Source organism: Moellerella wisconsensis, from assembly GCF_022592395.1.
Classification (GTDB): domain Bacteria; phylum Pseudomonadota; class Gammaproteobacteria; order Enterobacterales; family Enterobacteriaceae; genus Moellerella; species Moellerella wisconsensis.
The window spans coordinates 2,659,186-2,673,053 of the sequence record NZ_CP093242.1; the positions used below are offsets into that span (position 1 = coordinate 2,659,186).

General features: G+C 46.2%; 9 protein-coding genes. 7 read left to right on the plus strand and 2 right to left on the minus strand.

The annotated features are described in order from the left end of the window. The first annotated feature begins 129 nt into the window (after positions 1-129). The 6 genes from MNY66_RS11675 to fhuB all read left to right on the plus strand — a co-directional run bounded on the left by MNY66_RS11675 (position 130) and on the right by fhuB (position 9,220). Entirely contained in the window at positions 130-1,236 is a 1,107-nt protein-coding gene (locus MNY66_RS11675; protein WP_338157370.1) for a hypothetical protein, read from the plus strand. A gap of 174 nt (positions 1,237-1,410) precedes the next feature. After that, positions 1,411-2,742, plus strand: a complete 1,332-nt coding sequence (locus tag MNY66_RS11680) for an exo-beta-N-acetylmuramidase NamZ family protein (RefSeq protein WP_420915479.1) — start codon at positions 1,411-1,413, stop codon at positions 2,740-2,742. A 396-nt stretch (positions 2,743-3,138) separates the two neighbouring features. Next, positions 3,139-5,226 (plus strand): TonB-dependent siderophore receptor, encoded by a 2,088-nt coding sequence (locus MNY66_RS11685; protein WP_241500908.1) that lies wholly within the window; start codon positions 3,139-3,141, stop codon positions 5,224-5,226. Positions 5,227-5,454: 228 nt separating this feature from the next. Continuing rightward, positions 5,455-6,246: an ABC transporter ATP-binding protein gene (locus MNY66_RS11690; protein WP_241500909.1), complete on the plus strand. Its 792-nt coding sequence runs from the start codon at positions 5,455-5,457 to the stop codon at positions 6,244-6,246. Then, the gene (locus MNY66_RS11695; protein WP_241500910.1) at positions 6,237-7,190 is read left to right on the plus strand and encodes an iron-siderophore ABC transporter substrate-binding protein; all 954 of its coding nucleotides are present in this window, start codon (positions 6,237-6,239) and stop codon (positions 7,188-7,190) included. Before MNY66_RS11690 ends, MNY66_RS11695 begins: the two co-directional genes overlap by 10 nt. 2 nt (positions 7,191-7,192) lie before the next feature. Next, the gene (gene fhuB, locus MNY66_RS11700) at positions 7,193-9,220 is read left to right on the plus strand and encodes a Fe(3+)-hydroxamate ABC transporter permease FhuB (RefSeq protein ID WP_241500911.1); all 2,028 of its coding nucleotides are present in this window, start codon (positions 7,193-7,195) and stop codon (positions 9,218-9,220) included. Between the two features lie 742 nt (positions 9,221-9,962). On the opposite strand, the gene MNY66_RS11705 is transcribed toward fhuB, so the two are convergent. After that, entirely contained in the window at positions 9,963-10,454 is a 492-nt protein-coding gene (locus MNY66_RS11705) for a YehS family protein (RefSeq protein WP_241500912.1), read from the minus strand. Positions 10,455-10,980: 526 nt separating this feature from the next. Here MNY66_RS11705 and MNY66_RS11710 point away from each other — a divergent pair. After that, on the plus strand, positions 10,981-12,612 hold the full coding sequence (locus MNY66_RS11710) for a sodium/sugar symporter (protein ID WP_241500913.1): 1,632 nt from the start codon (positions 10,981-10,983) through the stop codon (positions 12,610-12,612). 775 nt (positions 12,613-13,387) lie between these two features. On the opposite strand, the gene MNY66_RS11715 is transcribed toward MNY66_RS11710, so the two are convergent. Then, a complete protein-coding gene (locus MNY66_RS11715) occupies positions 13,388-13,861 on the minus strand; it encodes a YaiI/YqxD family protein (protein ID WP_241500914.1) in 474 nt (157 codons plus the stop codon). Positions 13,862-13,868 lie beyond the last annotated feature (7 nt).

Below are 13,868 nucleotides of genomic sequence, written 5' to 3' on the forward strand. Positions count from 1 at the left end.
TTATTAGCGTTTAATTTTAACTTTATTTATTAAATTTTATTTTAATTTCTATTTTAACGTCTACTTTTAACTCTATTTATTAACTGCCGTTATTAAAACGGCAGTTAATAAACTCACCGAGTATCTATGATGCGAAATAAACATTATTTATTGGCAGGGATAGTTGCGTTGTCTTTGAGTTGCCTAAGTTCAGCGAGTGCAGAAGAATTAGAGGATGAATTTAGTACCGATTACCAACAAGAAATTAATCGACTCAATCAAAAAATCCAACAACTTGAACAAAAGAAAGCCCAGTTAGAAGCCATACCTAAAGAGAAAAAATGGCATGTAGAGGCGTATGTAGGCACAGAGCAAGAAATTGACAGTGATGATAACTGGACATTTTTAAAAGGCAGCATGGCGACCTCCCCCTATATTGGCGCATTTATTTATCAAGATGAATCACTATGGATGTATGATGTTCAATTTCTAAAAACTTATTTAGATAACAATTCTGAATATAACCGAACCCGCTGGCAATTAGGCGCGACCCGCACCTTTCCATTTAACTACCATAACCAACCGGGGAATTTTAAACTCCGTTTAGGTTACCGTAATGATAATTGGCATTATCCGTCGATTAATAACCCGGCGCTCTCTGATCCCGCCTATAAAGGCGATATTAGAAAAGGGGAAGAACGACATGAAATATGGATACGACCTCAATTTAATTATAAATACTCAGATAATATTAATTTAAATGCCAGCTTATCGTTCCGCTTTATTGATCGCAAATTAGATTATGCCCGAGCTAAAGGGGAATATGGGGTATATAAACGCGATTGGAGTTCGATTAACGAACATTTTATTGGCGCCACCTATACCTTTAATAGTAAAAGTTCCCTGTGGGTAAATTATTTGTATATTGACGAAAATCTGGTTAATACGCTGCATAATAAAGAGCATTTCTTATGGGCACTTTATCGCTATCGCTTTGATAATGGATTAACCATGATGCCATATACCCGCTATGCGCTGACCAAAGGCCAACAAAGTTTTCGCGATTCTGACAATCACCAATCTTTATATAAACAAAAAGACCGCAGTCGTTATGGGCTCCAATTACTGTATCCTATCAGTCAAAATACCTCGGTTTTCTGGGATGTTTACTACCGTCCGGAAGTCACTTGGACCCAAGGGAGCCAAGAAAAGAATAATTTCTGGTTTTGGGCACTGGAATTACGCCACACCTTTTAATCTGGCGGATTTAAAACTGGCTTGGCTTACCCGGCTTGGCTTATCTGCTTAGCTTGGCTTAGGTGGATTGATAATAATCCAGCCGATATTATTGCAGCCATTTAACTGAATTCTCGCAGAATATTCGATAGGCGTGACAACCATAACGCCTATCCTAAACAAAGAGAGCATGACATGACAAAGATCATCATGGTATTTTTAACTTTACTCGGTTTAAGCCCAACCACTCTGGCCGCCCCATTGCCGGCAGAACAGTTACAATTAGGCGTCGATCGAGACGCTATTTATGGATCATTACTAAAAAACAAAAAAGTGGCATTAATGGTGAATCAAAGTTCGGTCGCCAGCGACGGAACGCACACACTGGATAAACTATTAGCGCTGCAAGATAAATACCAATTCAAAATTACCCAACTGTTCTCGGTTGAACATGGTATTCGCGGTAATGAAGATGCCGGCTTTGGGGATAACGACCATCGAGATGCACAAAGCGGATTACCGATTATTTCACTGTACGGACGAGATGAAAACGGACGCTCACGCGCTCACCCCAGCGCAGAACAACTGCAAGATGTTGATATCGTTATTTATGATTTACAAGATGTCGGCGTAAGATCGTTCACTTACACCCTATCAATGCATCATTTGCTAGAAAGCCTACAACAGCATAATAAACAATTGATGGTCTTCGACCGCCCCAACCCCCTCGGCGATAACGTTTATGGGCCCGTATTAGAAGAAGCGTTTATTTCCGGCATTGGGATGCACCCCATCCCCCTCGTGCACGGATTAACCTCCGGCGAATTTGCCTTAATGATGGTCAATGAAGGCTGGTTAACCCATTATCAAGATACTCATTGGGCCGCTTTCGGTAAGCCAGAATACCAATTCCCAGCGCACAATCTGCAAGTGATTAAAATGGCTAATTATTCACGCAATAGCCATTACCCACTGCCCAAAAGACCGTCACCGAACTTACGCAGCGATCTATCAATTGCACTTTATCCTTCATTAGTATTATTTGAAGCCACCAGCGTAAATATGGGGCGTGGCTCCGACCATCCCTTTGAACAATTGGCCTTTTCCGATCCACAATTTTTTACTAATACCCGCTATACCGTAGAGCCAAATCAAGCTAATTATGGCTGGCCACAAGCGGGAAAGAGGGTTTACGGTGAAAGAATAACCGCGCAATCGAAGCAAAACTTAGCGCCCACTATTGGCTATTTTGTCAACTGGTGGTTTAAATTTCACCGCCTTGGCTATCCGTTAGTGATTGATAAATCTAATGAAGCTAATTATTTGGACTATCAAAATAACTATTTTGTGATCCGCCCCTCTTGGCTGGCCAAAGTGCTTGGTAATGACCAATTAATTCCGTTACTGGAAACCGCCACACAACGCGGATTATCAGAGCAACAAACCATTGAGTTAATTGAAAATAGCTGGCAGCCAGGTATCGATAACTATCTTAAAATACGCCAAAAATATCGCCTGTATGATTAATCGTTAGCCTTGGCGCGCCTTAGTTGCTTGTTGGCGGTGGGTTCGCTTCCCTTAAGTTCTCCTTGGCATTCCCGTTCGCGCCAAGGAGAGCTCTGGCTTCGGCGAAATAAAACTCGGTAATCCTCCCCAATAGCGAAGTTTACTTGCGCTGAAACAATTGCTAACAAATTATTCTGTGCTTAATTCACCCTGCGATTTAAGTCAAAAAGAGAACGCTATTTAATCTAAGTGATTTTAAAATAACAAAAAAATTTTAATTTTGGTGATAAACATAATCCAATAGCCGCTTAAAAATACGCCTTTAAATAGCGCCCCGCTTCAATTTTTAGTTCATCAACCCCTCCCAATTAGTAATAATAGTGATTCTGGTTATCATTTAGATTGATGGGATTTTCAGTGGAAAAGATCACACATTTCACCTTGCGCAAACTTTTATGTTTAAATTCAGCGGTATATCTCGGTTTATTCTCGCCTGTCGTCTTGGCCGGATCCAGTCCGTCAGACAAAGATCCTGAGGCGATTGTGGTCAGCGCCCAAGCGCTTAAGGTCAATACAGATCTGCAGGAAACGCCTCGGTCGGTCTCAGTGATTTCGCAGCAACAATTAGAGACCCATGCCCCGCAAAAATTAGATGAAGCGCTACGTTATACCTCAGGTGTCGTCTCGCAACCTTACGGCGCGGATAATGATACCGACTGGTTTAAAGTGCGCGGTTTTGACGCGGCCACCTATTTAGATAACAGCCGATTATTCCGGGACGGATATTACACTTGGTTATTAGAACCTTACGGCTTCGAAAGCATCGAAGTGGTAAAAGGCGCTTCGGCGATTTTATTTGGCGAATCCGCTCCCGGCGGTGCGGTCAATGTAGTACAAAAAAAACCACGTCTCACCCCACAAAATGAAGTCTTTGTTGAATTGGGTAATAATAACCAACGTGCCCTCGGTTTTGATTTCGCCGATCAAACCGACAGTCGCGATCCAATCCGCTACCGTTTAGTCGGCGTCGTCAAGGAAGCCGATGGCGAGTTGTCCGGTACCGACAATAAACGGGTATATTTAGCCCCAAGCGTACAAATTCCACTGTCAGAAGCCACTCATTTGACCTTGATGGCCAGTTATCTGCATGACAATGGCACGCCGACCAATCCGTTTTTCCCGGCGGCAGGCACTCTAATTAACTCGCCATTGGGTAACATAAAACCGTCCACGAACTTGGGGGAGCCCAGCTACGATAAATATCGACGTACCCAGCTGTCTGTAGGGTACTTGCTGGAACATGAACTTAATTCCGAGTGGCGCTATGCACAACGGTTAAATTATGGCTACAACGACCTCACACTGCGCAGTGTTTACGCCTTCCCTAACGCCGACATCACCGCCACCGAGCTTAATCGAGGGGTCGTATTCCGCGAGGGTAATAACCAAAGTGTTTCTTTGGATAATAATCTGGTCGGTGAATGGGATACTGAACGACTAGAGCATACCTTATTGGCCGGAGTCGAGCTGCAATACCACCGTACCAAAGGCGATGAACAAGATAGCTACAGCTTTGATCCGATTAATCCATGGCACCCTATTTATGGCCAATACACCCCATTAGATCCGGCCAAAAATATCCATCGCACCATTGATAAAACGCAAGCTAGCCTCTACTCCCAGTATCAATTAAAATTTGATAGCCAATGGGTTGGCGTTGCCGGTTTACGCTATGATTGGGTTAAAACCGAAAATAAAACCCACCAGCTAAATAATAATCGTTCACGCAACGACGGCGAAGTGAGCCTAAATAGTGGAGTAATGTATTTGGCCGATAACGGGCTCTCGCCTTACGCCAATTATTCCCAATCTTTCGAAGTGATGAGCACCATTGATCCGGCGACGCAGCACATTTATAAGCCGCTGAAAGGCGATCAAATTGAACTTGGCGTAAAATACACCCCTCACTTTATCGACGGTTATTTCAATATTGCCTGGTTTGATATTACCCAAAAGAATGCCTTAGTCACGAATCCGAAAACCTCAATCGCCACCCAAACAGGCGAAATTACTTCCTCAGGGATTGAAATTGAAAGTGCCGTACAACTGACTGAACAGCTAAATCTTAAAGCTAATTATACCTATACCGATGCCCGTACCGATAATAGTGGCGGAAAAGGCCATAAACAGGCGGCGTTAATTCCTAAAAACATGGCCTCAGTTTGGGCCAGTTATCAGTTACCGCTGACCGAACAACAAAGCTTAACCTTGGGGACTGGCGTGCGCTATTTAGGCGACTCCAAAGATAATCCGGCTAGCAGCAATCTGACCGTTCCTAGTGCCACCTTGTGGGATATGGCCGCCACCTATGAGCTGAATAAACACTGGCAAATGCAATTAAATATCAATAATATTCTGGACAAAGACTATGTCTCTGCTTGCGATTACTATTGCTATTTTGGTCAATCGCGCTCCGTATTATTGAACGCCAAATACCGTTGGTAATCGGTGGGGTTGCTCGTGGCTTTGGGCTTAGCTTGTCGCCTAGCCATAAAATTAAGCCCTTAAAATTAAGCGCATACAATTAAGCCCATACAATTAACCCGGTGAAAAATTTACCGGGTTAATGAATGGAATAACATCAACCGAGCGCTGTTGCCCGGAACAGTGACAATCAGTCGCTACAAGTTACTAGCAGTCACTATATATCGCTATATATCACTATGAGTCACTATGTTTGAACTTTCTGATCTACAGATTATACGCAGCGAACGCACCATTTTAGCCATTGATCAGTTGAGTATCCCCGATTCAGAACTGACGGTGATCCTCGGCCATAATGGCTCAGGGAAATCAACCCTAGTCAGCTTATTAGCCGGACAGATGACCCCCGATACCGGCAGCATTGGTTTAAATGGCCATGATATTTCAAGCTATAAACCGCGCGATCTGGCTAAGCAGATAGCATTTCTGCCGCAAAAATTACCCGCCTCGGCAGGGCTTACCGTCAGAGAACTGGTTAAACTGGCTCGTTTTCCATGGCGCGGTGCACTGGGACGCTGGCGTAAAGCGGACGATCAGATTGTTGACCAAGCCATGGAACACGCTGGTGTCAGCGCGTTTGCCTCGGTATTAGCGGATCATTTATCCGGCGGTGAACGCCAACGCGCATGGGTGGCCATGTTATTAGCCCAGCAATCGCCGATCCTGATCCTCGACGAACCGACCTCCGCCTTAGATATCCAGCATCAATACCAATTAATGCAGCTATTAAGCGAATTACAACGCACCCAAGGCGTAGGGATTATCGTTATTTTGCATGATCTTAACTTAGCCCTGCGCTTTGCCACCCATATTGTGGCGTTAAAAAAAGGTCGCGTTGATTTTGCCGGCTCGGCGCAACTGTTAAATGATGAACCGCGCTTATCCGCGTTATACGACACTCCGATTAAGCTGATTGATCATCCAGACCACGCCCTGAGTGCCGAAACACAAGGTCGTAAGGTGGCTATCGTATGCGTATAATTCCTCCTATTTTGGCCTTATGGCTAGGATGTTTGCTTACTCTGAGCGCCGCGTTCGCTGCCCAGCAACCTTCCTCCCGCGTCTTGGCATCCTCGAGTACAGCCTCTAAGACGACGGCCGATCAGCCCCTTCCTCAGCGGGTCGTGGTGTTAGATTGGGATCTGCTGGAACAACTCCTAACCTTAGACATTATTCCCGTCGGGGCAACCGAGATTGCCAGCTATAATCAGTGGGTGGTACAGCCCGCCGCCCCTGAGGTGATCCAAGAGGTCGGTACCCGAGCAGAGCCGAATCTGGAAAAAATCGCCGCCTTAAAGCCCGATATTATTCTCGCCTCAGCTTCACAGCAGGATCTGCTGCCGATACTTGAGCGGATTGCTCCGGTGCTTTATCTGCCTAATTTTGCCCAACAAGATGATGCCGGTCCGGTGGCTATTGCCCATTTCCAGACGCTCGCCCAACGATTGGGCAAATCCGCGCTAGCGGAGCAAAAAATCACCGAGTTAAACCAGCATTTTGCGCAGCTCAACGCCCAACTGCAACACGCCTTTCCCGTGATGCCCGAGGTGGCCGTCATGCGTTTTTCGAACCTCTCCACGGTGTTTTTATATAACCAAAACTCCACGACTCAATATGTCCTCGACCGCTTAGGATTAACCACCGCTATCCCCTTGCCACCCCAGCCTTGGGGAACCGAGCAGCGACGAATGAATCAATTACAGAATATTACCGACGGCTATGTGTTATATATTTTGCCGTTTCCCGATGAAGCCAAATTACAGCACTCCGTTTTATGGCAAGCCATGCCTTTTGTCCGCCAAGGCCGCATGCATTCGGTGCCGCCGGTGTGGAATTATGGCGGCATAACCTCATTACAACGGATGGCAGAAGCAATCACTCAGAGCTTGCTGGCGGTTGCCCCCGCATCGACTCAGAATAATTAACCATGAAAAAACAATCTCCTATTGGCCGTGTTTTGGGTCTCACTTGTGGCAGTCTGGGCGCCATCGTTTTACTCAGTCTATTGAGCTTAAACATCGAATCCCCCCTGCCGGTATGGCAACAATTATGGCTACAATTTGGTGGCGCTCAAGCCTCGGCAGATCCCGCTCAAGGCAGCTTTGCCAGCGTATATTGGCAACAGGCGCAGTTACCACGACTGGCCATCACATTATTAATCGGTGGTTTATTGGGGGTCACCGGCAGCTTGATGCAGCAACTGACCCAAAACAATTTAACGTCACCGCTCACATTGGGTACCTCGTCCGGCGCTTGGTTAGCCCTCGTGGTGATCAATATCTGGTTTACTGACTGGGTAGCCGATGACAGCGCGATGGCGGCCATGGTGGGGGCATTATTTGCCTTTAGTTTGGTGGTGATGATTGCCGGCCTACGCAATATGACTGGGCTGCCATTGATTGTTTCTGGCATGGTGGTGAACATTTTATTCGGCGCCATCGCGACCGCCTTAATTACGCTGAATTCACAATTTGCCCAAAATATCTTTATGTGGGGCGCCGGAGATCTCGCCCAAGACGGCTGGGATACCGTTTTATGGCTATTACCGCGCGCGGTTCCGGTACTGGCGATTTTTTTCTTTGCGCCTCGCATTCTCACCCTGCTGAGATTAGGCCATCAAGGCGCAGAAGCCCGTGGCTTGGCTGTATTGCCGATGTTTTCACTGTTTATTATTCTCGCCACCTGGTTAGTCTCCATTTCGATAACCGCGGTGGGCATGATCAGCTTTATCGGCTTACTGGCACCTAATATGGTGCGCGCCTTCGGTATCCGCACCGCACGCAACGAACTGTTCGCCAGTTTTTTGCTCGGTTCAGCGCTATTACTGCTCACCGACAGCCTATCGATGCTACTCAGCGTATGGCTTAACACCGTGATCCCCAGTGGAGTAACTGCCGCCGCTATCGGCGCACCGGCACTGATTTGGTTTAGCCGCAAAAAAACACAAGCGCAAGATCAGCTGAGCGTTTCGCTGACGCCACTGACCCCAAAATTATCGATTTATACCCTGAGTTTAATCATCTTAGTATTGATCGCTGGCTTAGCTGTTAGCATCTTTATGCAATTAAATCAGTCCGATAGCGCTTGGCTCTGGGGAGGAAGCTGGCAATGGCCATTACCTTATCAATGGTCATTACGCTGGCCACGCTTATTAGCCGCGATATTTTCCGGCATCGCCTTAGCGCTAGCTGGCACTATTTTACAACGAATGATTTATAACCCCCTCGCCAGCCCAGATATTCTTGGGGTATCTTCCGGCGCCACCTTTGCCTTGGTGTTTTTTAGCCTGCTGGTCGGCAGCACGATCCAAACCTCACAATGGGGAATAGCCCTGCTGGGCAGCGGCATGGTGCTGATGATCTTGCTGGCCTTAGGCAAACGCCAAAAATTTGCCCCTGCCAGCCTGATTTTAATCGGTATCTCACTGACCGCCAGTCTAGAAGCCTTTGTACAGTTCTTTTTAGCCAAAGGCACCCTTAGCAGCTACAAAATTTTATTGTGGCTTTCCGGCTCAACTTACCGCGTCAGCGAGCAGCATGCCCTGCTATTTAGCTTGGCGATTGGGCTTATCGCCGGTGTGGTTTTGCTGCTGGCACGCGGGTTAACATTAATATCTATCGGTCGCAGTTTTGCCCAAGCGCGCGGATTAGCCACCGAACGCGCCAGTATGATCCTGCTGATTTTAGTCGCATTACTCTGTGCGTTAGTCACCTCAACGGTCGGCCCATTAGCCTTTATCGGCCTAGTGGCACCGCACATGGCGATATTGCTGGGCGCACAACAGGTTAAAGCCCAGTTGATTATCGGCAGCTTGATCGGGGCCTGTTTAATGGTATGGGCAGATTGGCTAGGACAAACGCTGATTTTTCCGCGTCAAATTGCGGCAGGAACACTGGTGGCGATACTGGGGGGCGGTTACTTCTTGGGATTAATGCTGCTCAACCGCCGCCGTTAATGGCGGCGTTATCGCCGCGTTAAGCGATTAATCGTTTTAATAGTTTAGGCTAGTGACCTGCTTAATCTATTGACCCGTTTAATCTATCAGTCACTTAGCCTATCTATCGCTTAGCCTATTACTGGTTTAGCCTATCAATCAATTAATCTATTACCGGTTTAGCTATCAGCGCGTTAGCCGGTTTCATTTCACGACGTATAGACTAGTGACCTGCTTAATCTATTGATCCATTTAATCTATCAGTCACTTAGCCTATCAATCAGTTAATCTATTACTGGTTTAGCCTATCAATCTGTTGATCTATTACCGGTTTAGCTATCAGCGCTTTAGCCGGTTTCATTTCGCGACGTATAGGCTAGTGACCTGCTTAATTTATTGACCGCTACGCTATCAGCCACTTAGCCTATCAATCAGTTAATCTATTACCGGCTTAGCTATCAGCGCGTTAGCCGATTTCATTTCGCGACGTATAGACTAAGCCAACAAAAAAGCCATCTTCCTGCACTGTTTCGCCGGGCGTAAATTACCGGGCTAACAGCCATGAATGATGGCTTTTTTTAGTCGTTCTGGATTAACACATTAGCGTATTAATCTATTCTTAGACGCTTATTTTGGGCGGCTAATTTTTAGCGGCGGCTCATGCTATGCGGCTCATGCTATGCGGCTCATTTTTAGCGGCGGCTCATTTTGGGCGGCTTAGAACTCGCGAATTTTGGCGCGCTGCTGTTGTGATACGCTAATATTATTTACTTTTTTTCTTGTCATCGGGCGAAACGCCACGAATAACCACCGTCAAACCTTTCAGGAAGTAGCGTAATAATTGATCGCCACAATCGCGGTAATTTTTATGACCCGGCTTACGGAACACCGCGCTCAGCTCAGGTTTGGAAACACGAAAATCAACTTTTTCATAGATTTCAATCATATCCGTGTCTTTCAGTTCAAAAGCCACTCGCAGTTTTTTCAAGATAATATTATTAGTCATGCGAGTTTCTAGCTCAGGCAGCGGATGATTTTCATCTCTGCCGCGACGGAAGAAGATCAGACCATTTAAAAAATGCTCCATCACTTTATCATCGCACGGGGCGTAACCTTCTTCATTATCTTTCTTCAGCCAGCTGACCATCTCGGCTTGTGTGACATCTAAATCAGCCAGTTTAACAATCTGAACCATCTTCGCGTCGCTCAAATCCAGCATGTAACGAACACTACGTAAAACATAATTATTTAGCATGTTATTGATTATCCATTATTATTTTATTCTAAATCAACCTCAATGATGGATATCAGTGCTGCGATTCAAAAGTGGTGGATGGTAAAATCTCGGAAATCTTAATCCTAGGTTCTTCACCTCCGATTAAGCGCCCTTTTTGGAACCGATTATAATAGAGACTAATGGCCCTTTTTTCAATGATTCAATGAGAAATGAGAAATGAGAAATGAGAAATAAATATTACGCCCATTGTGCACCAGCCGATCATTCCCCCACAGATGCCAAGCGGCAATATGGCAATAATATAGCAACCGCATAAAAGCACGATAATAACGCGATGACGCTAGCGAATATCCCCCCCTCAGCCACCGAATCAGCCGATAAATAACTCCCCCATTGAATGATTCAACCTGACTCGAATTGTGATCAATCCCTCCTTTTAACAAAGATTTAGTCAACGTGGTTAAAAATGTGACAAATAAAACACATCTTTTAAGTGGAAACGTTTACACTGACGCCGTTTATCAATTCATAAGGGTATGTAGCAATGCAAACTGAAGGTATTGGGCTGAGCACATTAGACTATGCGATCTTCATCGTATACGTGGCCATTATCATTAGTGTCGGGTTATGGGTCTCCCGCGATAAAAAAGGAGTCAAAAAAGGCACCAAAGATTACTTCCTGGCGGGAAAAACCTTGCCATGGTGGGCGATCGGCTCATCATTAATTGCCGCGAATATTTCTGCCGAGCAATTTATCGGCATGTCCGGCTCCGGATTTTCTATCGGCTTGGCGATTGCCTCCTATGAATGGATGGCCGCCATCACCTTGATTATCGTCGCCAAATATTTTATGCCGGTATTTATCGACCAAGGCATTTATACCATTCCAGAATTCGTTGAAAAAAGATTCAACCGCCATTTAAAAACCATTCTGGCTATCTTCTGGCTCGCCCTATTTATCTTTGTTAACTTAACGTCGGTACTGTATTTAGGCGCCCTCGCCCTAGAAACTATTCTCGGCATCCCGATGATGTACGCGATTATTGGACTGGCGGCGTTTGCGGTTATCTATTCCCTGTATGGCGGCCTCGCTGCCGTGGCATGGACCGATGTTGTCCAAGTATTTTTCCTGATCCTCGGGGGCTTATTTACCACCATTTTAGCGGTCAGCTATATCGGCGGAGATGGCGGATTTTTAACCGGCTTTGGCCACATGGTCGATGCCGCGCCTCACCATTTTGAAATGATCTTAAGCAGCGACAATCCCCAATTCACCAACCTACCGGGCATTGCAGTATTAATCGGTGGATTATGGGTCGCCAACTTATATTACTGGGGCTTCAACCAGTATATTATCCAGCGTGCGCTAGCCGCCAAATCAATTAATGAAGCGCAAAAAGGCTTAGTCTTTGCGGCATTCCTCAAATTAATTGTACCGCTACTGGTGGTAGTGCCGGGGATTGCGGCGTATGTGATCACCTCCGACCCACAATTAATGGCCGGATTAGGCGAGATTGCCGGCGAACACATGCCGACCTTAGCCCAAGCCGATAAAGCCTACCCATGGTTAACCCAGTTCTTACCGGTGGGCGCCAAAGGGATTGTATTTGCCGCGTTAGCCGCCGCGATTGTATCTTCGTTAGCCTCAATGCTTAACTCGGTCGCCACCATCTTTACCATGGATATCTATAAAGTTTACATCGCGCCGACATCCAGCGACCACCGTTTAGTCAATGTGGGACGCATCAGTGCGGTCGTGGCATTAATCATTGCCTGCTTTATTGCGCCATTATTAGGCAACATTGGTCAAGCATTCCAATATATTCAAGAATATACCGGCTTAGTCAGCCCGGGGATTTTAGCCGTCTTCTTGCTGGGCTTGTTCTGGAAAAAAACCAATGCCAAAGGCGCGATTATTGGGGTGTTATTGTCCCTGCCATTTGCACTGTTCTTAAAATTAATGCCGTTAAACATGCCGTTCCTCGACCAGATGATGTACACCTTTATATTTACCTGCGTGGTGATTGGCTTAATCAGTTTAACCTCGGAACCGGGCGATGATTGCCAAGGCGCGATCATTCTTGAAGCCGAAACCTTTAAAACCAGCAAAGCGTTTAATCTGATTTCTTACGCTATCTTAATTATTCTGTGCGTACTGTATGCCTTGTTCTGGTAGCCATAACCGGCAATGACTATCTCACCACGGGCTCACCACGGGGCAGCCGCGCCGTGGTTAATCACACAGACCGAGTTAATTAAACAAACAGAATTAGACAGATAAAGTGACATAAAGTGAGATAAAGTGAGATAAAGTAGAATTGAACAAACAGGTGGGGGTCCCAAGTGCCGAATAACACCGCGCTCAGGGCGTCCGCCTGTTAATCGTCGGGGCTAAAATCGCGCGTATTTATGCCGCCGCCCAGCGTCTGTAATTTAGCGTTAGAACGCTTATTCTCCACAACCTATATGCTACACATGCTACATATGCTACAACTTGGCTTGCTAGCGCTTATTCTCCAGCCCATATATTCTCCACAATTAGCTTCTCTCCCTGACTTTTGCGGTTTCATTTACCGCTAAGCTTATGCTTCTGCTTCTTATATAGAAGAACATATAATAGAAGAGCATATAGAAGAACATGTAGATGAGCGTGTAGAAGAGCGTGTAGATAAGCGTGTAGATGAGCTTTTATAACTGATATAACTGATATGACTGATATAACTTGGCCTATATAGATTAGCGTAGATAACTTAACGTTATGTCATTTTATGTCATTCAGTTTTATCACCGAGCTGCTACCGCTGGCGACTTATACCGCTGGCTTTCACCGATTAGCCGCCCGCGCTTTAGCTTTCGCTCACCATCCTGCTGTTTGGTAGCGTATCGCTCTGCACTGCAGAGCATTGCATCAAACATCATTCAGCATCATGCTGCAAGTCCTGCCACCCCGATCATTCGCGTAACGCTTTCTGACGCAATAACCGCTGTTGCAGCAACCATTTATCCAACTCATTGGCAAACTGCTGGCGGTCACGCTGGTTCAGGGTCGCAGGCCCCCCAGTGTGCACACCACTGGCGCGCATGGTATCCATAAAATCACGGATATTCAGCCGTTCACGGATTGTCGCCTCGGTATAACGCTCCCCCCGAGGATTGAGCGCAATCGCCCCTTTCTCGATCACTTCCGCCGCCAGCGGAATATCCGCAGTAATCACTAAATCGCCGGCAGCCGCTCGACTGACGATTTCATTATCGGCCACATCAAACCCCGCCGCCACTTGCAAGGTGCGTAAATACGCCGAGGCCGGAATACTCAACCGTTGATTAGCCACCAAGGTGACAACGATTTTCTCGCGCTCCGCCGCGCGGTACAGAATGTCTTTAATCACTTTCGGACACGCATCCGCATCCACCCAGATAGCCATAATTGCT

Coding starts and splice junctions, on each gene's coding strand:
- fhuB (WP_241500911.1), top strand. CDS start 7,193: ATGAAAAAACAATCTCCTATTGGCCGTGTTTTGGGTCTCACTTGTGGC.
- MNY66_RS11680 (WP_420915479.1), top strand. CDS start 1,411: ATGACAAAGATCATCATGGTATTTTTAACTTTACTCGGTTTAAGCCCA.
- MNY66_RS11710 (WP_241500913.1), top strand. CDS start 10,981: ATGCAAACTGAAGGTATTGGGCTGAGCACATTAGACTATGCGATCTTC.
- MNY66_RS11715 (WP_241500914.1), bottom strand. CDS start 13,861: ATGGCTATCTGGGTGGATGCGGATGCGTGTCCGAAAGTGATTAAAGAC.
- MNY66_RS11705 (WP_241500912.1), bottom strand. CDS start 10,454: ATGCTAAATAATTATGTTTTACGTAGTGTTCGTTACATGCTGGATTTG.
- MNY66_RS11695 (WP_241500910.1), top strand. CDS start 6,237: ATGCGTATAATTCCTCCTATTTTGGCCTTATGGCTAGGATGTTTGCTT.
- MNY66_RS11690 (WP_241500909.1), top strand. CDS start 5,455: ATGTTTGAACTTTCTGATCTACAGATTATACGCAGCGAACGCACCATT.
- MNY66_RS11675 (WP_338157370.1), top strand. CDS start 130: ATGCGAAATAAACATTATTTATTGGCAGGGATAGTTGCGTTGTCTTTG.